Source organism: Nocardioides sp. Soil774 (genome assembly GCF_001428125.1).
GTDB lineage: Bacteria > Actinomycetota > Actinomycetes > Propionibacteriales > Nocardioidaceae > Nocardioides.
Window position 1 is genome coordinate 706,137 of sequence record NZ_LMSM01000006.1, and the last position, 21,413, is coordinate 727,549.

General features: G+C 71.5%; 21 protein-coding genes. 17 read left to right on the plus strand and 4 right to left on the minus strand.

The features are described 5' to 3' along the window. Window positions 1-10 precede the first annotated feature (10 nt). Window positions 11-349, minus strand: coding sequence for a DUF1801 domain-containing protein (locus tag ASG76_RS08995; protein WP_056602313.1), 339 nt, complete (start codon window positions 347-349; stop codon window positions 11-13). A gap of 39 nt (window positions 350-388) precedes the next feature. Between ASG76_RS08995 and ASG76_RS09000 the strand changes: the two genes are divergently transcribed. Genes ASG76_RS09000 through menD form a run of 3 tightly spaced genes read left to right on the plus strand, consistent with a single transcriptional unit; the run spans window position 389 to window position 3,959 of the window. Beyond that, window positions 389-1,408 (plus strand): AMP-binding protein, encoded by a 1,020-nt coding sequence (locus ASG76_RS09000; protein ID WP_235529458.1) that lies wholly within the window; start codon window positions 389-391, stop codon window positions 1,406-1,408. Window positions 1,409-1,416: 8 nt separating this feature from the next. Continuing rightward, window positions 1,417-2,358: an o-succinylbenzoate synthase gene (locus tag ASG76_RS09005; RefSeq protein WP_056602315.1), complete on the plus strand. Its 942-nt coding sequence runs from the start codon at window positions 1,417-1,419 to the stop codon at window positions 2,356-2,358. After that, entirely contained in the window at window positions 2,355-3,959 is a 1,605-nt protein-coding gene (gene menD, locus ASG76_RS09010; RefSeq protein ID WP_056602114.1) for a 2-succinyl-5-enolpyruvyl-6-hydroxy-3-cyclohexene-1-carboxylic-acid synthase, read from the plus strand. The genes ASG76_RS09005 and menD overlap by 4 nt, the downstream gene beginning before the upstream one ends. A 55-nt stretch (window positions 3,960-4,014) precedes the next feature. On the opposite strand, the gene ASG76_RS09015 is transcribed toward menD, so the two are convergent. After that, entirely contained in the window at window positions 4,015-5,214 is a 1,200-nt protein-coding gene (locus ASG76_RS09015; RefSeq protein ID WP_162254100.1) for a glycoside hydrolase family 16 protein, read from the minus strand. A gap of 135 nt (window positions 5,215-5,349) precedes the next feature. On the opposite strand from ASG76_RS09015, the gene ASG76_RS09020 reads away from it, so the two are divergent. After that, on the plus strand, window positions 5,350-5,985 hold the full coding sequence (locus tag ASG76_RS09020) for an MBL fold metallo-hydrolase (RefSeq protein WP_056602116.1): 636 nt from the start codon (window positions 5,350-5,352) through the stop codon (window positions 5,983-5,985). A gap of 2 nt (window positions 5,986-5,987) precedes the next feature. On the opposite strand, the gene ASG76_RS09025 is transcribed toward ASG76_RS09020, so the two are convergent. Continuing rightward, entirely contained in the window at window positions 5,988-7,235 is a 1,248-nt protein-coding gene (locus tag ASG76_RS09025; protein ID WP_056602117.1) for an isochorismate synthase MenF, read from the minus strand. 119 nt (window positions 7,236-7,354) lie between these two features. On the opposite strand from ASG76_RS09025, the gene ASG76_RS09030 reads away from it, so the two are divergent. Next, window positions 7,355-8,533 carry an AMP-binding protein gene (locus tag ASG76_RS09030; protein WP_162254101.1) on the plus strand — a complete coding sequence of 393 codons (1,179 nt, stop codon included), beginning with the start codon at window positions 7,355-7,357 and terminating at the stop codon, window positions 8,531-8,533. 50 nt (window positions 8,534-8,583) lie between these two features. On the opposite strand, the gene ASG76_RS09035 is transcribed toward ASG76_RS09030, so the two are convergent. Then, entirely contained in the window at window positions 8,584-9,594 is a 1,011-nt protein-coding gene (locus ASG76_RS09035) for a L,D-transpeptidase family protein (RefSeq protein ID WP_056602119.1), read from the minus strand. 107 nt (window positions 9,595-9,701) lie between these two features. On the opposite strand from ASG76_RS09035, the gene ASG76_RS09040 reads away from it, so the two are divergent. The 12 genes from ASG76_RS09040 to nuoK all read left to right on the plus strand — a co-directional run bounded on the left by ASG76_RS09040 (window position 9,702) and on the right by nuoK (window position 21,364). Next, window positions 9,702-10,391 (plus strand): demethylmenaquinone methyltransferase, encoded by a 690-nt coding sequence (locus ASG76_RS09040; protein WP_056602120.1) that lies wholly within the window; start codon window positions 9,702-9,704, stop codon window positions 10,389-10,391. Window positions 10,392-10,595: 204 nt separating this feature from the next. After that, window positions 10,596-10,955, plus strand: coding sequence for an NADH-quinone oxidoreductase subunit A (locus ASG76_RS09045; protein ID WP_056602121.1), 360 nt, complete (start codon window positions 10,596-10,598; stop codon window positions 10,953-10,955). Window position 10,956: 1 nt separating this feature from the next. Then, the gene (locus tag ASG76_RS09050; RefSeq protein WP_056602122.1) at window positions 10,957-11,511 is read left to right on the plus strand and encodes a NuoB/complex I 20 kDa subunit family protein; all 555 of its coding nucleotides are present in this window, start codon (window positions 10,957-10,959) and stop codon (window positions 11,509-11,511) included. Between the two features lie 149 nt (window positions 11,512-11,660). After that, the gene (locus tag ASG76_RS09055; protein ID WP_056602316.1) at window positions 11,661-12,314 is read left to right on the plus strand and encodes an NADH-quinone oxidoreductase subunit C; all 654 of its coding nucleotides are present in this window, start codon (window positions 11,661-11,663) and stop codon (window positions 12,312-12,314) included. 88 nt (window positions 12,315-12,402) lie between these two features. Beyond that, window positions 12,403-13,743 (plus strand): NADH-quinone oxidoreductase subunit D, encoded by a 1,341-nt coding sequence (locus ASG76_RS09060; protein ID WP_056602123.1) that lies wholly within the window; start codon window positions 12,403-12,405, stop codon window positions 13,741-13,743. A 67-nt stretch (window positions 13,744-13,810) separates the two neighbouring features. Next, window positions 13,811-14,512, plus strand: coding sequence for an NADH-quinone oxidoreductase subunit NuoE (gene nuoE, locus ASG76_RS09065; protein WP_056602124.1), 702 nt, complete (start codon window positions 13,811-13,813; stop codon window positions 14,510-14,512). Next, entirely contained in the window at window positions 14,509-15,819 is a 1,311-nt protein-coding gene (nuoF, locus tag ASG76_RS09070) for an NADH-quinone oxidoreductase subunit NuoF (protein ID WP_056602125.1), read from the plus strand. The genes nuoE and nuoF overlap by 4 nt, the downstream gene beginning before the upstream one ends. Further along, on the plus strand, window positions 15,816-18,236 hold the full coding sequence (locus ASG76_RS09075; RefSeq protein ID WP_056602126.1) for an NADH-quinone oxidoreductase subunit G: 2,421 nt from the start codon (window positions 15,816-15,818) through the stop codon (window positions 18,234-18,236). Before nuoF ends, ASG76_RS09075 begins: the two co-directional genes overlap by 4 nt. Next, window positions 18,236-19,585: an NADH-quinone oxidoreductase subunit NuoH gene (gene nuoH / locus ASG76_RS09080; protein WP_056602317.1), complete on the plus strand. Its 1,350-nt coding sequence runs from the start codon at window positions 18,236-18,238 to the stop codon at window positions 19,583-19,585. Before ASG76_RS09075 ends, nuoH begins: the two co-directional genes overlap by 1 nt. Beyond that, window positions 19,578-20,144 (plus strand): NADH-quinone oxidoreductase subunit NuoI, encoded by a 567-nt coding sequence (gene nuoI / locus ASG76_RS09085; protein WP_056602127.1) that lies wholly within the window; start codon window positions 19,578-19,580, stop codon window positions 20,142-20,144. Before nuoH ends, nuoI begins: the two co-directional genes overlap by 8 nt. Beyond that, the gene (locus ASG76_RS09090; RefSeq protein WP_056602128.1) at window positions 20,141-20,971 is read left to right on the plus strand and encodes an NADH-quinone oxidoreductase subunit J; all 831 of its coding nucleotides are present in this window, start codon (window positions 20,141-20,143) and stop codon (window positions 20,969-20,971) included. The genes nuoI and ASG76_RS09090 overlap by 4 nt, the downstream gene beginning before the upstream one ends. A 99-nt stretch (window positions 20,972-21,070) precedes the next feature. Then, window positions 21,071-21,364, plus strand: coding sequence for an NADH-quinone oxidoreductase subunit NuoK (nuoK, locus tag ASG76_RS09095; protein ID WP_056602129.1), 294 nt, complete (start codon window positions 21,071-21,073; stop codon window positions 21,362-21,364). Window positions 21,365-21,413 lie beyond the last annotated feature (49 nt).

Consider the following 21,413-nt stretch of genomic DNA (forward strand, 5'->3'; position numbering starts at 1 on the left):
GACGGACCGGTCAGGCGCGGTTGGCCGCGACCGCGGCCCGCACGAGGGCGACGAACGCCTCGCGGTCGACCTCGTCGCCCTCGCGCACGTCGAGCGCCCGGCGGGTGCCGGCGTCGAGGCTGGCGTTGAAGACGCCGGACGGATCGGGGAGCGAGGCGCCGCGGGCGAAGGTGGCCTTCACCTTGTCCCGGTAGGTCTCGAGCGTCAGGAGCAGGCCGTCGAGCGAGAACGTCGGCACCCCGTCGGGGTTGGACGCCTTGCGCCACTTCGCCTCCTCGACCACGTCGGGCTCCGCCTCCAGCACGAGCGAGCGCAGCAGGTCGACGGTCTCGTGGCGCCAGTCGGTCATCGTCACGAGACAGACCCTATGACCGCTAGCGTGGGCCACGTGAGCTTCCTCCGGCCATCGGACGAGCCCTCGGTCGCGATCAGGCAGCTGTCGCGATGGCTCGAGGCCGACACCCCCGCCCCGCTGCTGATCGAGACCTCCGGCTCCACCGGCCGGCCCAAGGGCGTCGTGCTGCCGCGCCGGGCGGTGCTGGCGAGCGTCGAGGCGTCCGCCCGCCGGCTGGAGGCCTCGGGGCGCTGGCTGCTGGCGCTGCCGTCGTCGTACGTCGCCGGCGTGCAGGTGATCGTGCGTTCGCTCGTCGCCGGGCACGACCCGGTCGTGGTGGACGGCCTCGACATCGGTCGCGCGGCCGCGAGCGACCGCAGCGACACCCCCGTTTTCGCCTCGCTCGTGCCCACCCAGCTCCACCGCATCCTGGGCACCCCCGAGCAGCTGGCCGCCCTCGCCCGCTGCCACACCGTGCTGGTCGGCGGCGGCGGTCTCGACCGCGACCTGCGCAGGCGGGCCGAGGACGCCGGCGTGCACGTCGTGGTCACCTACGGGTCGTCGGAGACCGCGGGCGGGTGCGTCTACGACGGCGTCCCCCTCGACGGCGTGAAGGTCTCGCTGGGCGACGGGGGACGCGTGCAGGTCGCCGGACCGACGCTCTTCAGCCACTACGACGGCGATCCCGACCTCACTGCCGAGACCGTCGTCGACGGCTGGTTCCTCACCGCCGACACCGGACGTCTCGCCGACGACGGCCGGCTCGAGATCGTGGGACGCATCGACGACGTGGTCGTCAGCGGCGGGGTGAAGATCCCGGCCGCGACCGTCGCCGAGCGGCTGCGCCGTCACCTCCTCGTGCAGCAGGCCGAGGTCTTCGGCGTGCCCGACCCCGAGTGGGGGCAGCGGCTCGTGGCCGTGCTCGTCGGCACCGCCCACGACGCCGAGCTGCGCGACTGGATCAGCATGGAGCACCCGCGCTCGTGGGCGCCCCGCGAGTTCCGCTGGGTCGAGGAGCTGCCCCTCCTGCCCAACGGCAAGGTCGACCTCCAGGTCCTGCGGGCCTCCCTGTGACGCCTGTGATGCACGTCTTCTCCATCCCCCTGCGCACGCGCTTCCGCGGGATCACCGTGCGCGAGGGCGTGCTGCTGCGCGGCGACGCGGGCTGGGGGGAGTGGTCGCCCTTCCTGGAGTACGACGACGCCACCGCGCGCCCGTGGCTCGCGTGCGCGCGCGAGGCGGCCGACGAGGGGTGGCCCGCGCCGCTGCGTGACGAGGTGGCGGTCAACGTCACCGTGCCCGCCACCGACCCCGAGCGCGCGCACGCGATCGTGCGCGCCGGGGGGTGCCGCACCGCGAAGGTCAAGGTCGCCGAGCGCGGGCAGGTGCTGGCCGACGACCTCGCCCGTGTCGAGGCCGTCCGCGACGCGCTCGGGCCCGACGGGCTGGTCCGGGTCGACGCCAACGGCGCGTGGGACGTCGACGAGGCCGTGCGCGCCATCGCCGCGCTCGACCGCGCCGCAGGGGGCCTGGAGTACGTCGAGCAGCCCGTCATGGACGTCGAGGACCTCGCCGTCGTACGCCGCAGGGTGGGCGTGCCGGTCGCCGCAGACGAGTCGATCCGGCGTGCCGAGGACCCCTACCGAGTGCGCGACCTCGAGGCCGCCGACATCGCGGTGCTCAAGGTGCAGCCGCTCGGCGGGGTGCGCGCCTGCCTGCGGATCGCCGAGGACATCGGGCTGCCGGTGGTCGTCTCCAGCGCCATCGAGTCGAGCGTCGGCATCGCCGCCGGCGTCGCGCTCGCGGCCGCGCTGCCCGAGCTGCACCACGCCTGCGGCCTGGCGACCGTGCAGATGCTCACCGACGACGTCGCGGTCGTCCCGCTCCTGCCCGTCGACGGGATGCTGCAGGTCGCCCGTCCCGACGTGGACGACGACGCGCTGGTGCGGCTCGCGGCGCCCGCGGACCGAACCGCACACTGGCGTGAACGGCTGGCGTCGGTAGGGCAGGATCGCTCCTCGTGAACGACTCGACCACGCTCGCCCGCACCGTCGTCACGGCGCTCCGCGACGCCGCGGTGCGCGAGGTGGTCCTCGCGCCCGGCTCGCGCAACGCCCCGCTGTCCTTCGCGCTGTACGACGCCGCGCAGGCCGGCGGCCCGCGGCTGCATACCCGGATCGACGAGCGCACGGGCGCCTTCCTCGCCCTCGGCCTCGCGAAGACCAGCCGCCGCCCGGCCGCGGTCGTCTGCACCTCCGGCACCGCCGTGGCCAACCTCTTCCCGGCCGTGATGGAGGCGGCGCACGCGGGGGTGCCGCTCGTCGTCGTGACCGCCGACCGACCCGCACGGCTGCGCGGCACCGGCGCCAACCAGACCACCGACCAGGTCGGCATCTTCGGCGTCTTCGCACCGACCCTCGACGTGGCCACGGCGGACCTCGACGAGCTGCTCGGCTTCCTCCGTAGCCGCGACGGACAGATGCCGCTGCACCTCAACGTCCAGCTCGACGACCCCCTGCTGCCCGACGACGACGGGTGGGACGTGGGCGAGCCGCCCGCGTCGGCGGCCACCCTGCAGGCTCCGGCGCGCGAGGTGGTCCGGCTCGACCTCGGTCCTCGCACCGTCGTGGTGGCCGGCGACGACGCCGGCCCGCCGGCCCGCCAGCTCGCCGAGAAGGCCGGCTGGCCGCTGCTGGCCGAGCCCTCCAGCGGGTGCCGCACCGGCGACGCCGTGATCCGCACCTATCGCCTGCTGCTCGGGGGCGACCTCGGGCGACAGGTCGAGCGCGTGGTGGTCTTCGGCCACCCGACGCTGTCGCGCCCGGTCTCGCGCCTCCTCGCGCGCGACGACGTCGAGGTGGTCTCGGTCCGGCACCGCGGCATCTGGCCCGACCGGCCCTTCGCGGTCGCCGCCGAGGCCGACCACGTCGACGTACCGGGTCCGGACGAACCGGTGTGGGCCGACGCCTGGCGCGAGGCCGACCGCGCGACCTCGCGTGACCTCGACCGACTGCTCGCCGCCGTGCCCGACCTGACGCCGCACGAGGTCGCCGGTGCGGTCAGCCGCGCGCTGCCGCCGGGCGGCCTGCTGGTCGTGGGGGCCTCCAACCCGATCCGCGACCTCGACCTGATGGTCGCGCCCTACGACGTCGGGGGGCGGCGCAAGGTGATCGCGAACCGGGGGCTGGCCGGCATCGACGGCACGATCTCCTCGGCGATCGGCGCGACGCTCGGGCGACCGCGGTCATCGCGTGCCCTCGCGCTGATGGGCGACGTCACGTTCCTGCACGACACCACCGCGCTCTTCCTCGGTCCTCGTGAGGAGCGCCCCGACCTGACCCTCGTCGTGGTCAACGACGACGGCGGCTCGATCTTCCACACCCTCGAGCAGGGCGCGCCGGAGCACGGCGATCGCTTCGACACCCTCTTCGGCACCCCGCACGGGGTCGACCTGGCCTCCCTCTGCGCTGCCGCGCGGGTGCCGCACCTGCGCGCCGACAGCCTCCCGGAGCTCGAGCAGGCGCTGGCCATGCCCAACGGCGGGATCGAGGTCGTCGAGGCACGCGTACGCCGCGACAACCGCCGCGAGCTGGACGAAAAGATCCGCGCGCTGGTCCACCCCTGAGGTTCCAGGGAGCGGACCAGCGCGCGGATCGTGGTGGTGCGTGGCGCTCAGTCGATCAGGGCTGCGGGGTCTCCCACACGCGCACCCAGTCGACGTACATGTGCTGCGGCAGCTTCTTGTCCGGGAGCTCCAGCGCCTCGTAGTCGGAGGCGAGCAGGCTCAGGATGAGGTACTGGCGGGCCTTGGACACGCGGGCCGAGGTGCGCCAGGTCTCCTTGCCGTCGATGCGGAAGATGATCACGTTCGGGGTCCACTGGACCGAGAAGACGTGGTAGTTCTTCGACCAGCCGTCGCGCTTGTTCTTCAGGAACGACTTCGAGTCCTTGATCCACGAGCCGGTCTTGATCAGGCGCTGGCCCTTGTACCAGTGGATGAAGCTCGTCAGGCCACCCTGCGGGTGCTTGTCGCCGAAGTACTCGATGACGTCGATCTCGTGGCCGTCGCTGCCGGGGTGGTTCTCGCCGATCGGCTGGAGCCAGAAGCTGCCGTGCTGGCCCTGCATCTTCTGCATCTTGATGCGCGCGGCCGCGACGCCGTAGCGGAACGCGAACGCCTGCTGCGAGCCGATGTGGCCGTTGAGGCGGTAGGCGATCTTCTTGGTCTCCGTGCGCGAGACGGCCTTGCACGTGCCCTTGTGGGCCTTGTCCTTGATCACGCTCAGGCGCAGGGCGCCGCCGCCGACCTTGACGGCCTTCGGGTCACCCTTGGAGCACTTGCGCTTGCTGGTCGGCTCGTAGTCCTGGCCGCGCATGGCCCACGTGGGGCCGAGCGTGCTGCCGGAGAACTCGTCGGTGAAGGTCGAGGTCAGCCACCGCGACGTGTCGGCGCTGGTGCTGGTGACGGACGCGAGGCCCTTGTACTTCTCGGCGGTGACGCGGTAGGTCAGCGGCAGCCCGCTCTTGGAGACGAGCGCGGCGAACTCGGCGCGGCCGGCCTTGTCCTGCTTGGCCTTGCCCACCTTCTTCCACGACGTGCCCTGGAGCTGCTCGAGCACGACGGGGCGGCCGACCTTGACCGGCTTGATCGTCGCGGTGACCGCGGCCTTGGCCGAGGCCGAGCTGGCCACGCCCCGACCCTGCTGGACGATCTGGGGGAGCACCTCCAGCGAGATCTTCTGGCTGGCCTTCTTGGTCACCGACGTCGAGGCGGACCGGGCCGCCGAGTCGGTGGCCGACCCGGTCTCGGTCGTCAGGAGCAGGGACGCGGGCAGGAGCAGCGCGGCGACGCTGCCTGCGAGCACGCGGCGTGCAGACATGTAGGACTCTCTTCGTCTCGGGTGCGATTGGTGTTTCCCCCAGGGCACTCCACCCGTCGGAGGCAGTCCCACCATAACCTTGCGCCCCAGCCGTTCGACGATTCCGCGCGGGGCCGAGCCGCCTACTCTGGACACATGAGGATCACCAAGCTCGGTCACGCCTGCGTCAGGATCCAGGGCGACGGCGGCGTGGTCGTCATCGACCCCGGGGTGTTCACCGACGCATCCGCCCTGGTGGGCGCCGATGCCGTGCTCATCACCCACGAGCACGCCGACCACGTCCACGCCGACCACCTGCGCGGCACCGACGTGCCGATCTGGACCATCGCGGCGGTCGAGCGGATGCTGCGCGAGCAGGCGCCCGACGTCGCGGCCCGCGTGAGCGTCGTACGCCCCGGTGACTCACTCGAGGTGGCCGGCACGGCGGTCGAGGTGGTGGGCGAGAAGCACGCCGTCATCCACCCCGACTACGACCGCTTCGACAACTCCGGCTACGTCCTGGAGTCCGGCGGCACCACCGTCTACCACCCCGGCGACTCGCTCACCGCGCCCGACCGCGAGGTCGACGTGCTGCTGGCACCGGTGAGCGCGCCCTGGCTGAAGGTCAGCGAGGCGGTCGACTTCGTCCGCGAGGTCGCGGCACCGAGGTCGCTCGGCATCCACGACCGCGTCTACAGCGACATCGGCCTCGACATGGTGACCGCCCACATGGCCAACCTGCTGCCCGAGGGGCAGGTCTTCGAGCGACGCGAGCCCGGCCAGGACCTCTAGCGCTAGCTGGCCGCCAGTGCGTCGCGCACCGGGACGAACTTGGCCTGCGACTCCGCCAGCTCGGCCTCGGGGTCGGAGCTGGCGACGATGCCGCAGCCCGCGAAGAGGCGCACGCCGCCCTCGACCACCATCGCCGAGCGCAGGGCGATGCCCCACTCGCCGTCGCCCGAGGCGTCCATCCAGCCCACGGGGCCGGCGTAGCGCTCGCGCGCCATGCCCTCGATCTCGGAGATGAGCTGCGTCGCGGCGGGCGTCGGGGTGCCGCCGACCGCCGCCGAGGGGTGGAGCGACTCGGCCAGCTGGAGCGAGGTCGCCTCGTCGTGCACGACGCCGTTCACGTCGGTGGCGAGGTGCATCACGTTGGGCAGGTGGAGCACGAACGGCGCCTCAGGCACGTTCATCGAGGAGCAGTGGGGCTCGAGCGCGTCGGCCACCGAGCGCACGGCGTACTCGTGCTCCTCGAGGTCCTTCGACGAGCGGGCCAGGGTCGCGGCGAGGGCGAGGTCGCGCTCGTCGTCACCCGTACGCCGGATCGTGCCCGCGAGCACCCGCGAGGTCACCAGCCCTCGCTCGCGCCGCACCAGCATCTCCGGCGTGGCGCCGAACAGGCCGTCGACGTGGAAGGTCCAGCACATCTCGTAGCCCTCGGCGAGGCGGCGCAGCGGCCAGCGCACGTCGATCGGCTCGTCGGTGGTCGCGATCAGGTCGCGGGCCAGCACGACCTTCTCGAGGTCGCCGGCGGCGATGCGGCTCACGGCCTCGGCCACGACCGTCATCCACTCCTCGCCGTTGCGCGCGCCGTCGGAGAACACCAGGCCCACGGGCGGGTCGGGGGTCGCCTGCGGGGCGAGCGTCGGGGTCTCGACCGAGACCGTGGTCAGCCAGGCGCGGTCACCGCGACGACCGACGACGACCTGCGGGATCACCAGCACCGAGTCGCCCGGCTCGTCGGCGAAGGCGAAGGCGCCGAAGCACACCAGGCCGGTGCCGGGCTCGCCCACGTGGTCCTCGACGTCGGCGCGGGCGACGGTCTCCGACCACCACTTCACCGCGTCGCTGAAGCGGGTGTGCCCCGAGGTCTCCAGCCGGGCGGCGACGCCCCAGCCCACGAGGCCCTCGCCACGGCGCAGCCAGCTGACCGGCTCCTCGCGCGGCAGCAGGTCGAGCAGGGGGAGGTCCGCGAGGTCCACCGCGACGGTGCGCACCACGAGCGGGGCGGCTGGTCCGGAGGCGGACGCGGGGGTCGTCACGAGGGGGGAGCCTACGCCGGGGGTGCGAACCGTCGGCGCCCAGATGCGGCAAAGCGTGAACACGGACCGTGCCCCTGGCCTAGGTTGCGGCGGTACACCAGGTCGTGAAGGAGGCGCAAGTGCCTGTTCAGGAATCGCCGCTCGCCCGGCTGACGCGGCATGCCCGTGCCCGCGCACTCGAGGTCGCGGTGGCCGAGCAGGGCCCGACGGCCTGGTCGACGCTGACCTGGAACGAGCTCTACCGCCGGGTGATCGACGGTGCCGCGGGGATGATCGAGGCCGGCGTCAAGCCGGGGTCGGTCGTGGTCGTCCGCGTCGCCACCGGCATCCGCCTGCTCGAGCTCGAGCTCGCCACCCGGGTCGCCGGGGCCGTGCCGCTCCTGCTTCCCGAGCACCTCGATCCCCAGGAGGTGGCGCGCCTGCTCGACGAGATCGAGGTGCGCCTGGTGATCGTCGACGACGAGAGCCGGCTCGCGCTGCTGCAGCGTGCCGCGCTGGCCGACGCCCAGCTCTTCGAGTGCGACGACCGCTCCTGGGAGCGGCTGCGCGGCATGGGCCTCGAGCGTCGCAAGCGTCAGCCCGACGTGCTCGACTGGGTCGACCGCGTGCGCGCCGACGCCCCGAGCAGCGCCGTGCTCGGGCTGCCGCGCGAGAAGGCCCAGGCCTGGCTCTTCCGCCCCGAGTCCTCCGGCACGCTCTCCGACCTCGGCCCCGACGACGTCGTCGTGCTGACGGGCGAGGCGACCGACCGCTTCACCACCGTGGTGCGCGACGCCCACCTCGGTGCGGGCTGTGCCCTGGTGTGGGTGGAGACCCCGGCCGGGCTCGAGGAGGCCCTGGCGCGCTTCTCCCCGACCCACGTCCTGCTCGACCACGTCGCGGCCCGGGAGCTGGAGCAGCTCATCGAGGCCGGCACCGTCGACGGCGCACCTTGGCACCCCACGCCCCGCGAGGTCCTCGACGCGACCTCGGCACGAGTGGCGGAGGCCCGGCTCGGCTCGAAGGCCCGCAAGCTCGCCGACGAGGTCAGCGGCCTCGCCCCCTGGTGGGGTGGGCGGCTGCGCGTGCTCGTGCTCGACGCGCGGGTCAACCGCACCATCAGCAGCCTCGCCACCGTGCTGGGCGTGCGCCTCGGCCGCATCGCCCACCACCCGGCGACCCGGCTCGACCTGGCGCGGGAGCACGCGGTCGTGGACGTCCCCGCCCCGACTGTCGTGGACACGAGCACCGACTCCCTGCCCCGCCGGGGTGGCCGCGCCGGCGACCTCGACGCGGCGTTCTCGCTCGCGGGCACGTAGCCGGCGCGACCCGATCCGGGTGGGGGTCGGGTTGCGGGTCGAGATCGGGGTCAGGACCGGTAGACGATCACCTCGTCGCCGACGCGGACCTGGTCGAAGAGCCACTCCACTGCCACCCGGTCGCGCACGTTGACGCAGCCGTGCGACGCGCCGGCGTAGCCGTTGGCGGCGAAGTCGGGGGAGTAGTGCACGGCCTGGCCGCCGGAGAAGAACATGGCGAACGGCATCGAGGTGCCGTAGAGGTTGGACACGTGGTCGCGCGACTTGCGGTAGACGCTGAACGCGCCCTCGCGGGTGGGCAGCTCGTCGGAGCCGAAGCGCACCTCGACGGTCTTCAGCACCACGCCGTCCACCACCCAGCGCAGCGAGCGTAACGTCTTGTCGACGCACATCGCGCGGCCCGTGGTGCAGCGCGGGTCGAGGGCGGGGCCCTGCGGCACGATGTTGAACAGCTCGGCACGTGTGGGCTCGCGGGTCATCTCCTTCAGGCGCACCAGGGTGCGCCGGTCGACCTGCCCGGTGACCGGGATGCGGCGCTTGCCCTGGAAGCCGCGCACGGCCTCGACGGTGGAGGCGGCGTAGCGGCCGGTCACGCGGCCGTCGTACCAACGCACCTGCTTCAGCCGCGCCTGCACCTGGCGCACCCACATGCCGGTGTCGCCGCGCTGGAGCAGCGGACGACCGGGCGTGTAGACGTTGTGGAGCGCGTCGGCGGTGGGCTCGGTGGTGAGCGACACCAGCTTGAGCCAGGTGCGCTCGTCGACCACGCCGTCGGCGCTCCACCCGCGACGGCGCTGGAGCGTCGCGACGCCGGTGCGGGTCTCGGCGTCGAAGCGGTTGGTGACGACCTCGGAGTGCAGGTCGAGCTGGTGCAGCCGGCTCTGCAGCACCCGCACGCGCCACCCGGTGTCGCCGGGTCGCATCGGGGTGAAGTCGGCCCGCGCGGACGTCGGCGAGGCAGCCGCCGGCGTGGCGGTGGTGGTGATCGTGCCCAGCGCGGCGGTCGTGCACACGAGCGCGAGCAGGAGCGCGCTCGCGCGCGAGGTGGTGTGGCGTGGCATGTGGTTCCCCCGGAATCCATCGTGAGCCATCGGCTCGATGATTGTAGGGACGCCCCGGACCACCCCCAGGTTGCGTCCGCTCAGGAACGCCCGCCTACGCTCGGCGCGTGGCCCGCGCTGACCTGGACAAGCAACCGACCGACGTACGTCGCATGTTCGACACCGTGGCCAAGCGCTACGACCTCACCAACGACCTGATGACCGCAGGCATCCAGCGCAGCTGGCGCCGCGCGATGGTCGACGCCGTCGCGCCGCGACGCGGTGACCTGGTCCTCGACCTGGCGGCCGGCACCGGGTGCTCGAGCGAGCCGTTCTTCGACCGGGGCGCCACCGCCGTGCCGTGCGACTTCTCCGTCGGCATGCTCCAGCAGGGGCGCAAGGACCGACCGTCGCTGCCGTTCGTCGCCGGCGACGGCACCCGCCTGCCCTTCCTCGACGACACCTTCGACGCCGTGACGATCTCCTACGGCCTGCGCAACTTCGTCGACCCCGTCGCCGGGCTGAAGGAGATGCTGCGCGTCACCCGCCCCGGTGGACGTCTGGTGGTGTGCGAGTTCAGCACGCCGACCAACGGTGCGTTCCGCTCGCTCTACATGGACGGCTTCATGCGGGCGCTGCCCGCCATCGCCTCGCTCACCGCCAGCGCGTCCGACGCCTACGTCTACCTCGCCGAGTCGATCCGCGCGTGGCCCGACCAGGCCGGGCTGGCCGAGCTGGTCGCCGAGGCCGGCTGGCAGCGTCCCGAGTGGCGCGACCTCACCGGCGGGATCGTCGCCCTGCACCGCGCCACGGCCTGACCCTGCGGCGCTGCCCGTGGCCGTGATTTAGGGCCCCTCGGCATCACCAAAATGGGTGGTCCCACGCTCACGGAAGTGGTCGGCACCCCGACGTGACGCACGCCGCACGGCGGTCCTAGACTGTGGCCCGCGCCACTCGTGAAGCCGTTCACAAGGTCACATGTCCACCCGGTCATCGGCGCAGGTCCACCGGAAGGGAGAGCGATGGAGCTCTACACGCCGATCCTCGCGCTGGCACTGATCGCGACAGGCTTCGCGGTCTTCTCCGTGATCATGAGCGCCTTCATCGGGCCCAAGCGCTACAACCGAGCCAAGCTCGACTCCTACGAGTGCGGCATCGAGCCGACGCCGCAGCCCGTGGGCGGGGGCCGCTTCCCGGTGAAGTACTTCATCACCGCGATGCTCTTCATCGTCTTCGACATCGAGATCATCTTCCTCTACCCGTGGGCCGTGCACTTCGACGCGATGGCCATGTTCGGGCTCGTCGAGATGGTCCTCTTCATCGCGACTGTGTTCGTGGCGTACGCCTACGTGTGGCGCCGCGGCGGACTGGATTGGGACTGACATGGGACTCGAAGAGAAGCTGCCGTCCGGCGTCCTGCTGACCACGGTGGAGGGTGTCGCCGGCTACATGCGCAAGGCGTCGTTCTGGCCCGCCACCTTCGGCCTGGCCTGCTGCGCCATCGAGATGATGACGACCGGCGGCCCGAAGTACGACCTCGCCCGCTTCGGCATGGAGGTCTTCCGCGCCAGCCCGCGCCAGGCCGACCTGATGATCGTGGCCGGCCGGGTGAGCCAGAAGATGGCTCCGGTCCTGCGCCAGATCTACGACCAGATGCCCGAGCCCAAGTGGGTGCTCGCGATGGGCGTCTGCGCCTCGTCGGGCGGCATGTTCAACAACTACGCGATCGTGCAGGGCGTCGACCACGTCGTCCCCGTCGACATGTACCTCCCCGGCTGCCCGCCGCGCCCGGAGATGCTCATCGACGCGATCCTCAAGCTGCACGACCAGGTCCAGGCGACCAAGCTGGGCGCCAACCGTCGTGACGAGATCGCCGAGCTCGAGACGTCCGCGCTGCGCGCGCTGCCGACCTCGGAGATGAAGGGCCTGCTGCGGTGACCGACGACAAGAGCGACAAGAACGAGTCCGCGCGCCCCGCCGAGGAACGCAACCTCGAGGCGGCCAAGGACGCGACCGGCACCGGCAGCGGCGTCGGCCAGCCCGCCCCCGAGCAGTCCCCGGAGAACGTCCCGGCCCCGGTCGGCGAGGTGCGCGCGGTCGGCGTGCGCCACGGCATGTTCGGCACCTCGGGCACGGGTGACACGTCCGGCTACGGCGGCCTGGTGAAGGCCACGGTGTTCCCGGCCCCGAGCCAGAAGCCCTACGGCGGCTGGTTCGACGAGGTCGCAGGGGCGCTCGAGGCGCGCCTGGAGGCGACCGACCTCACCTCGGCCATCGAGAGCGTGGTCATCCACCGCGGCGAGATCACCTTCCACGTGCGCCGCGAGGACCTGCCGTTCGTCGCGCAGATGCTGCGCGACGACGAGGCACTGCGCTTCGAGCTCTGCTCCGGCGTCAGCGGCGTGCACTACCCCGACGACACCGGCCGCGAGCTGCACGCGGTCTACCACTTCACCTCGATGACCCACAACCGGCGCATCCGGGTCGAGGTGAGCGCGCCGGACAGCGACCCGCACGTGCCCAGCCTGGTGAGCATCTACCCCACCCTCGACTGGCACGAGCGCGAGACCTTCGACATGTTCGGGATGATCTTCGACGGTCACCCCGCTCTGACCCGGGTGCTCATGCCGGACGACTGGCCGGGCCACCCGCAGCGCAAGGACTACCCCCTTGGCGGCATCCCCGTCGAGTACAAGGGTGGCTCCATCCCTCCGCCGGACCAGCGCAGGAGCTACAACTGATGGCACCCCACGACGTTCTTCGTCTCCTCCGCTTCGCTCCCCCGTCGAACAACGCCGCGGGGACCCCGCCCCGTGGGAAGGGTCTGTCATGACAACAGATCAGGACTTCTACGCAGCGCCCGGCGACACCAGCCAGGGCAAGGTCTTCACCGTCACCGGCCAGGACTGGGACTCCATCACCCAGAGCATCGGCGAGTCCGCCGAGGAGCGGGTGGTGGTCAACATGGGCCCGCAGCACCCGTCGACGCACGGCGTGCTCCGGCTCATCCTCGAGCTCGAGGGGGAGACGGTCACCGAGGCCCGCTGCGGCATCGGCTACCTCCACACCGGCATCGAGAAGAACATGGAGTACCGCTCCTGGGTGCAGGGCGTCACCTTCTGCACCCGCATGGACTACCTCTCGCCGTTCTACAACGAGATGACCTACGTCCTGGGCGTCGAGCGGCTGCTCGACATCGAGGACGACATCCCGGAGAAGGCGCAGGTCATGCGCGTGCTCCTGATGGAGCTCAACCGCATGTCCTCCCACCTGGTCGCCATCGCCACCGGCGGCATGGAGATCGGCGCGCTGACGGTCATGACGATCGGCTTCCGCGAGCGCGAGCTGGTCCTCGACCTGTTCGAGCTGATCACCGGCCTCCGGATGAACCACGCCTTCATCCGCCCCGGCGGCGTCGCCCAGGACCTCCCGCCCGGCGCCCTCGACGAGATCCGCGACTTCATCGCGCTGATGAAGAAGCGGCTCCCCGAGTACGCCGCCCTCTGCAACGCCAACCCGATCTTCAAGGGGCGCCTCGAGGGCGTGGGCCACCTCGACCTCGCCGGCTGCCTGGCGCTCGGCCTCACCGGCCCGGTGCTCCGCTCGACCGGCTACGCCTGGGACCTGCGCAAGACCCAGCCGTACAGCGGCTACGAGGACTACGACTTCGAGGTCCAGACCTGGGACACCTGCGACTCCTACGGCCGCTTCCGCATCCGGCTCAACGAGATGTGGGAGTCGCTCAAGATCGTCGAGCAGTGCGCCGACCGCCTCGCCGGCCTCGAGGGAGCGCCGGTCATGGTGGGCGACAAGAAGATCGCCTGGCCCAGCCAGCTCGCCATCGGCAGCGACGGCATGGGCAACAGCCTCGACCACATCAAGCACATCATGGGCGAGTCCATGGAGGCCCTGATCCACCACTTCAAGCTGGTCACCGAGGGCTTCCGGGTCCCGGCAGGCCAGGCCTACGTGCCGATCGAGTCCCCGCGCGGCGAGCTGGGCGCCCACGTCGTCTCCGACGGCGGCACCCGCCCGTTCCGCGCCCACTTCCGGGACCCGTCGTTCACCAACCTGCAGGCGACGAGCGTGATGAGCGAGGGCGGCATGGTCGCCGACGTCATCGTCGCGATCGCCTCCATCGACCCCGTGATGGGAGGAGTCGACCGATGAACCACCCCACAAAGTTCTCGTCTTCCCCCGCTCCGCTCCTCCAGCCGACAACTCTGAGGGGACCCCGATGAGCACCGAGTCCAACGGGGCCCCCAGCCTCGAGCGCGCCGGCCTCGACGAGAAGACCTGGACCGAGCTGCGCGAGATCGCGGCCCGCTACCCCCAGGCGCGCTCGGGCCTGCTGCCGATGCTGCACCTCACGCAGTCGGTGCAGGGCCGCATCACCCCCGAGGCCATCGAGGCGTGCGCCGAGGTGCTCGGCATCAGCGCCGCCGAGGTCAACGGCGTGGCGACGTTCTACACGATGTACAAGCGCAAGCCGGTCGGCGACTACCACGTCGGGGTGTGCACCAACACGCTGTGCGCCGTCATGGGCGGCGACCTCATCTTCGAGCGGCTCAAGGAGCACCTCGACGTCGGCAACGACGAGACCACGGCCGACGGCAAGATCACCCTCGAGCACGTCGAGTGCAACGCGGCCTGCGACTACGCCCCGGTGATGATGGTCAACTGGGAGTTCATGGACAACCAGACGCCCGAGTCGGCCGTCCAGGTCGTCGACGACCTGCGCGCCGGCCACGAGGTGCACTCCACCCGCGGACCGCGGCTGTGCACGTGGCGCGAGGCCGAGCGCGTGCTGGCCGGCTTCCCCGACGACCGCGCCGACGAGGGCCCGGCCGCCGGCCCGGCCTCGCTGGCGGGGCTCAAGATCGCCCGTGAGAAGGGCTGGACGGCGGGCACCGACTCGAGCAAGGGGGAGAGCAAGTGACCGACACCCTGACCCCGGTCCTCACCGACAACTGGGACGCCGAGCGCGCCTGGACGCTGGCGTCCTACGAGGAGCGCGGTGGCTACGCCGCGCTCGACAAGGCGTTCGCCATGGCGCCCGACGACGTCATCAACGCCGTCAAGGAGTCCGGCCTGCGCGGCCGCGGCGGCGCGGGCTTCCCCACGGGCATGAAGTGGGGCTTCATCCCGCAGGACAACCCGAAGCCGAAGTACCTCGTGGTCAACGCCGACGAGTCCGAGCCGGGCACCTGCAAGGACATCCCGCTCATGATGGCGAGCCCCCACACGCTCGTCGAGGGCGTGATCGTCAGCTCCTACGCCATCCGCGCCAACACCGCGTTCATCTACGTCCGTGGCGAGGTCCTCCACGTCATCCGCCGCCTACAGCGCGCGGTGCAGGAGGCCTACCTCGCCGGACACCTCGGCAAGAACATCCACGGCTCGGGCTACGACCTCGACCTGATCGTGCACGCCGGCGCCGGCGCCTACATCTGTGGCGAGGAGACCGCGCTGCTCGAGGGCCTCGAGGGGCGCCGCGGCCAACCGCGCCTGCGCCCGCCGTTCCCCGCGGTCGCCGGCCTCTACGCCAGCCCGACGGTCATCAACAACGTCGAGTCGATCGCGTCCGTGCCGAGCATCATCGTCAACGGGCCCGGCTGGTTCGCCGGCATGGGCACCGAGAAGTCCAACGGCTTCGGCATCTTCAGCCTGTCGGGCCACGTGAAGAACCCCGGCCAGTACGAAGCCCCGCTGGGCATCACCCTGCGCGAGCTGATCGACCTGGCCGGCGGCATGCGCGAGGGCCACGAGCTGAAGTTCTGGACCCCCGGCGGCTCCAGCACCCCGCTGCTGACCCCCGAGCACCTCGACGTGCCGCTCGACTTCGAGTCGGTCGGCGCGGCCGGCTCCATGCTCGGCACGCGTGCGCTGCAGCTCTTCGACGAGACCACCTGCGTGGTGCGCGCGGTGCTGCGCTGGACCGAGTTCTACAAGCATGAGTCCTGCGGCAAGTGCACCCCGTGCCGCGAGGGCACCTGGTGGCTGACCCAGACCATGGCCAGGCTGGAGAAGGGGCAGGGGAGCGAGTCCGACCTCGACCTGCTGCTCGACCAGTGCGACAACATCCTGGGCCGCGCGTTCTGCGCGCTCGGCGACGGTGCGACGAGCCCGATCTCGAGCTCGATCCAGCACTTCCGCGAGGAGTACCTCGCGCACCTGACCCACGGCGGCTGCCCGTTCGACCCGGCCGCCTCGACCGCCTTCGCACCTGTGGGAGCAACTGCATGACGGCCACCGACAAGGCGCCGGAGAAGCTCGACACCGACCTGGTCACCCTGACGATCGACGGCGTCCAGGTCAGCGTCCCCAAGGACACGCTGGTCATCCGGGCCGCCGAGCAGGTCGGCGTACAGATCCCGCGCTTCTGCGACCACCCGCTGCTCGACCCTGTCGGCGCCTGCCGCCAGTGCCTGGTCGACATCCCCGACGCCGGCAACGGCCGCGGCTTCCCCAAGCCGCAGGCCTCCTGCACGCTGCCGGTCGCCGAGGGCATGGTCGTCAACACCCAGGCGACCAGCGAGGTGGCCGACAAGGCCCAGCAGGGGATCATGGAGTTCCTGCTGATCAACCACCCGCTCGACTGCCCGGTCTGCGACAAGGGCGGCGAGTGCCCCCTGCAGAACCAGGCCATGAGCAACGGCCGCGGCGAGAGCCGCTTCTCGGCGGGCGGGGGCGTCAAGCGCACCTTCCCCAAGCCGATCAACATCTCCGCGCAGGTCCTGCTCGACCGCGAGCGCTGCGTGCTGTGCGCGCGCTGCACCCGCTTCTCCGAGCAGGTCGCCGGCGACCCGTTCATCGCCCTTGCCGAGCGCGGTGCGCTGCAGCAGGTCGCGATCTACGAGCGCGAGCCCTTCGAGAGCTACTTCTCGGGCAACACCATCCAGATCTGCCCGGTCGGCGCGCTGACCTCGGCCGACTACCGCTTCCGCTCACGCCCCTTCGACCTGGTCTCCACCCCCGGCGTGGCCGAGCACGACGCCTGCGGTGCCGCGATCCGCGTCGACCACCGCCGCGGCAAGGTGATGCGCCGCCTCGCCGGCAACGAGCCCGAGGTCAACGAGGAGTGGATCAGCGACAAGGACCGCTTCGCCTTCCGCTACACCCAGGTCGAGGACCGCATCACCTACCCCCGCATCCGGGAGGGCGGTGAGCTCCGCCCGGCCTCGTGGCCGGAGGCCTTCGCGGTCGCCGCGCGCGGGCTGCGTGAGGCCGGCGCGTCCGCTGTCCTCACGGGCGGCCGACTGACCGCCGAGGACGCCTACGCCTACGCCAAGTTCGCCCGGGTCGCCCTCGACACCAACGACATCGACTTCCGCGCCCGCCCGCACAGCGCCGAGGAGGCCAGCTTCCTGGCCGCCCACGTCGCGCTGTCCGGTGGCATTACCTACGCCGACCTCGAGGCCGCGCCCGTCGTGGTCCTGCTCGGTCTGGAGCCCGAGGACGAGGCCGCGACGATCTTCCTGCGCCTGCGCAAGGCGTCCCGCAAGGGACGTACGCAGGTGGTGTCGGTCGCACCCTTCACCTCGCGCGGCCTGGAGAAGATGAACGGGCGCCTCGTCCCTGCCGCTCCCGGCGCCGAGGTCGAGGCGATCGGCTCGCTCAAGGACGCCGAGCACGGGGTCGGCAAGGACGCCGTCATCCTCGTCGGCGAGCGCCTCGCCGCCGCCCACGGCGCCCTCACCGCCGCCGTCGAGCTGGCCCGCACCACGGGAGCCCGCCTGGCGTGGGTGCCGCGGCGCGCCGGTGACCGCGGTGCGGTCGAGGCAGGCGCCCTGCCCACCCTGCTGCCCGGGGGCCGTCCCGTCACCGAGGCCTCGGCCCGCGTCGACGTGGCCGCCGCCTGGGGTGTGGACTCGCTGCCCGCGAAGGCCGGACGCGACGGCAACGCCATCGTCGCCGCGCTCGCCAAGGGCGACCTCGGCGGCCTGGTCGTCGCCGGCGTCGACCCCGACGACACCGCCGACCCCGCTGCCTTCCGGGCCGCGCTCGCCGCGGCTGGTTTCGTCGTCAGCCTCGAGCTGCGCGAGACCGACGTGACCCGCGCCGCCGACGTCGTGCTGCCGGTCGCCCCGGTGAGCGACAAGGCCGGCACGTTCGTCACCTGGGACGCCCGCACCCGCGCGTTCGACGCCGTCTTCGCCAACCCCTCGTCGCTGCCCGACCTGCGCGTGCTCGCCGGCATCGCCGAGGAGCTGGGCCGTCCGCTCGGCTTCCGCACGGTCGCCGAGGTGCGCGCCGAGATGCAGGCCCTCGGCCCGTGGGACGGCGCCCGCCCGGCGCTCGACGCCGGCAAGGCGCCACGCGCGCCCAAGGCCCGCGCCGGCGCGTTCGCGCTCGCCACGTGGAAGCAGCTGATCGACCTCGGGTCGATGCAGGACGGTGAGGCACACCTGCGCGCCACCGCCCGCACGCCCGTCGCGCGCCTCAGCCGGGCGTCGTACGAGTCGGTGTTCGGCATGCTCGACGCCGGCCAGGATCCGGTGGCGACGATCTCCGGCGACCGGGGCAGCGTGACGCTGCCCGTGGTGGTCGCCGACCTGCCCGACGACGTGGTCTGGGTCCCGGCCCGGTCCTTCGGTCGCGGCGTCCTCGCCGAGCTGGCCTCGCCCGGCAGCACGGTCACCGTGAAGGGAGCAGCACAGTGATGCACCTCCTGCCGCTCGCGGCGGACCTGCCCGAGACCGAGCTGGCGCAGTTCGGCCAGGACCCGTGGTGGGTGATCGCGCTCAAGGCGGTCTTCATCTTCTTGATCCTGGTCCTGCTGACGCTGTTCAACATCTGGTTCGAGCGTCGCGTCGTCGCCCGGATGCAGCACCGCGTGGGGCCCAACGTGCACGGCCCCTTCGGCCTGCTGCAGTCGCTGGCCGACGGCGTGAAGCTGGCTCTCAAGGAGGACATCATCCCGAAGGCCGCCGACAAGGTGGTCTTCCTCCTGGCGCCGGTCATCGCGACGGTCCCCGCCTTCGTCACCTGGTCGGTGATCCCGCTCGGCCCGACGGTCAACTTCTTCGGCCACCAGACGCCGCTGCAGCTCACCGACATGCCGGTGGCGGTGCTCTTCATGCTCGCGATCGCCTCCATCGGCATCTACGGCATCGTCCTCGGCGGCTGGTCGTCCGGCTCGACGTACTCCCTGCTGGGCGGCCTGCGCTCGAGCGCGCAGATGATCTCCTACGAGGTCGCGATGGGCCTGGCGCTCGTGGCGGTCTTCCTCTACGCCGGGTCGATGTCGACCTCCGAGATCGTCGCCGCGCAGGACAAGCTGTGGTTCGGCCTGATCCTCTTCCCGTCCTTCGTGATCTACATGATCGCCATGGTCGGTGAGACCAACCGTGCCCCCTTCGACCTCCCCGAGGCCGAGGGCGAGCTGGTGGGCGGCTTCCACACCGAGTACTCCAGCCTGAAGTTCGCGCTGTTCTTCCTGGCGGAATACATCAACCTCGCCACCGTCTCGGCGATCGCCACCACCCTGTTCCTCGGCGGCTGGGCCGCTCCGTGGGGCATCGAGAACGTGTGGGAGGGCGCCAACTCCGGCTACTGGCCGCTGCTGTGGTTCTTCGGCAAGGTCTTCTGCTTCGTCTTCCTGTTCGTCTGGCTGCGCGGCTCGCTGCCCCGCATGCGCTACGACCAGTTCATGGCGCTCGGCTGGAAGGTCCTGATCCCGGTGTCGCTGGCCTGGATCGTCGCGGTCGCGACCATCCGGGTGATCTCTCTCGAGGGCAACATCAACCGCACCTACCTCGTGGCCGCCATCGCCGTCCTGCTCGTGATCACCGTCGCGCTGCTGTTCGTCGGCGACAAGTCCGAGGAGGCGACCGACGAGCCCGCGACCGCGTCCGACGAGCCGCACGACGCCTTCGCCGGCGGCTTCCCCGTGCCCCCGATGCCGTCGGGCGGCGCCGTACGAGGTGGCGCTGCGCCGCTGTCGTTCGCCCGCTCGGGGAGCCGCACCACCGTCACCGCTGCAGCGGAGGAGAACAACGACCATGAGTGAGTCCACGCAGTCCGGGCAGGGCTCGAAGGGCATCAAGGAGAGCCTCTGGGACCCGATCGCCGGGTTCGGCGTCACCTTCCGCACCATGTTCAAGAAGGTCGTCACCGAGCAGTACCCCTTCGAGAAGCTCCCGACCGCCCCGCGCTTCCACGGCCGCCACCAGCTCAACCGCTGGCCCGACGGGCTGGAGAAGTGCATCGGCTGCGAGCTGTGCGCGTGGGCCTGCCCGGCCGACGCGATCTACGTCGAGGGCGCGTCCAACAGCGACGCCCCGGACGCCGACGGCAACAGCCAGCGCTTCAGTCCCGGCGAGCGCTACGGCCGCGTCTACCAGATCAACTACCTGCGCTGCATCCTGTGCGGGCTCTGCATCGAGGCGTGCCCGACGCGCGCGCTGACGATGACGAACGAGTACGAGCTGGCCGACAACAACCGTGCCGACCTGATCTACGAGAAGTCCGACCTGCTGGCCCCGCTCCTGCCCGGCATGGAGCAGCCGCCGCACCCGATGCGCCTCGGCGACGACGAGGGCGACTACTACAGGGGGACCACTCGATGACCTTCTGGATCCTCGCCCCGATCATGGTGGCCGCCGCGCTGGGCATCCTGTTCGTCCGCAAGGCCGTGCACGCCGCGCTGCTGCTCGCCGTGGTCATGATCAGCCTGGCGTTCCTCTACGCCGTGATGGACGCACCGTTCCTCTTCGCGGTGCAGATCATCGTCTACACCGGCGCCATCCTCATGCTGTTCCTGTTCGTGATGATGCTGATCGGCGTCGACGCCGCCGACTCGACCGTGGAGACCATCCGCGGCCAGCGCGTGATGGGCGTCGTCCTCGGCCTCGTCTTCGGCACCGTGCTGGTGATCGGGATCAGCCAGGTCACCCTCGGCACGGTGGTCGGCCTCGACGACGCCAACGAGGGCGGCAACGTCCCGGCGATCGCCAACATCCTGTTCTCGCGCTACGTCTTCGCCTTCGAGGCGACCAGCGCGCTGCTGATCACCGCCGCGCTGGGCGCGATGGTGCTCGCCCACCGCGAGCGCCTCACCCCCAAGGCCACGCAGGCCGACATGGCCGCGCAGCGCATGCGCGACTACGCCGAGCACGGCAAGCACCTCGGGCCGCTGCCCTCGCCCGGTGTCTACGCGCGCCACAACGCCGTCGACACCCCGGCGCTGCTGCCCGACGGCACGGCGGCCGAGTCGTCGGTCTCGCGCGTGCTCGCCGCCCGCGGCACGGTCCGGTCGGCTCCCGCGCTCGCCGACGACATCGATGACGTACGCCGCCAGCTGGCGGGGCTCGACGGCTCGGGCGACCCGGCCGCCATGCCCGAGACCTCGGGCAAGGCCGGCGCCCCCGCGCACACGGAAGAGGACGTGAAGTGACCCACTACGTAGTCGCCACCCCAGCGGATTCTTCGCTCCTCCGCTGCGCTCCTCCGCGAACAATCCGCCGGGGACCCCGACGCTCGAAGAGGTCGAACCTTGACTGAGTACGTTGTGTTGTCGGCCATCTTGTTCACCATCGGCTGCGTGGGTGTCCTCACCCGTCGCAACGCCATCGTGGTGTTCATGTGCGTCGAGCTGATGCTCAACGCCTGCAACCTGGCCTTCGTCGCCTTCGCCCGCCAGCACGGCAACCTCGACGGTCAGATCACCGCCTTCTTCGTGATGGTGGTGGCTGCTGCCGAGGTCGTGATCGGGCTCGCGATCATCATGACCATCTTCCGCACCCGACGCTCGGCCTCGGTCGACGACGCCAGCCTGCTGAAGTACTGAGGGAGCACCCGTGAACCTGTTGTCCCACTCAGTCCTTCTCTCCGGCCTG

Bases quoted from the DNA above. Each gene is read 5' to 3' on its own strand.
- ASG76_RS09075 (WP_056602126.1), top strand. From the start codon at position 15,816: ATGACGGCCACCGACAAGGCGCCGGAGAAGCTCGACACCGACCTGGTC.
- ASG76_RS09015 (WP_162254100.1), bottom strand. From the start codon at position 5,214: ATGTCTGCACGCCGCGTGCTCGCAGGCAGCGTCGCCGCGCTGCTCCTG.
- nuoI (WP_056602127.1), top strand. From the start codon at position 19,578: ATGAGTGAGTCCACGCAGTCCGGGCAGGGCTCGAAGGGCATCAAGGAG.
- ASG76_RS09020 (WP_056602116.1), top strand. From the start codon at position 5,350: ATGAGGATCACCAAGCTCGGTCACGCCTGCGTCAGGATCCAGGGCGAC.
- nuoE (WP_056602124.1), top strand. From the start codon at position 13,811: ATGAGCACCGAGTCCAACGGGGCCCCCAGCCTCGAGCGCGCCGGCCTC.
- ASG76_RS09035 (WP_056602119.1), bottom strand. From the start codon at position 9,594: ATGCCACGCCACACCACCTCGCGCGCGAGCGCGCTCCTGCTCGCGCTC.
- ASG76_RS09090 (WP_056602128.1), top strand. From the start codon at position 20,141: ATGACCTTCTGGATCCTCGCCCCGATCATGGTGGCCGCCGCGCTGGGC.
- ASG76_RS09050 (WP_056602122.1), top strand. From the start codon at position 10,957: ATGGGACTCGAAGAGAAGCTGCCGTCCGGCGTCCTGCTGACCACGGTG.
- nuoH (WP_056602317.1), top strand. From the start codon at position 18,236: ATGCACCTCCTGCCGCTCGCGGCGGACCTGCCCGAGACCGAGCTGGCG.
- ASG76_RS09005 (WP_056602315.1), top strand. From the start codon at position 1,417: ATGCACGTCTTCTCCATCCCCCTGCGCACGCGCTTCCGCGGGATCACC.
- ASG76_RS09045 (WP_056602121.1), top strand. From the start codon at position 10,596: ATGGAGCTCTACACGCCGATCCTCGCGCTGGCACTGATCGCGACAGGC.
- ASG76_RS09060 (WP_056602123.1), top strand. From the start codon at position 12,403: ATGACAACAGATCAGGACTTCTACGCAGCGCCCGGCGACACCAGCCAG.
- ASG76_RS08995 (WP_056602313.1), bottom strand. From the start codon at position 349: ATGACCGACTGGCGCCACGAGACCGTCGACCTGCTGCGCTCGCTCGTG.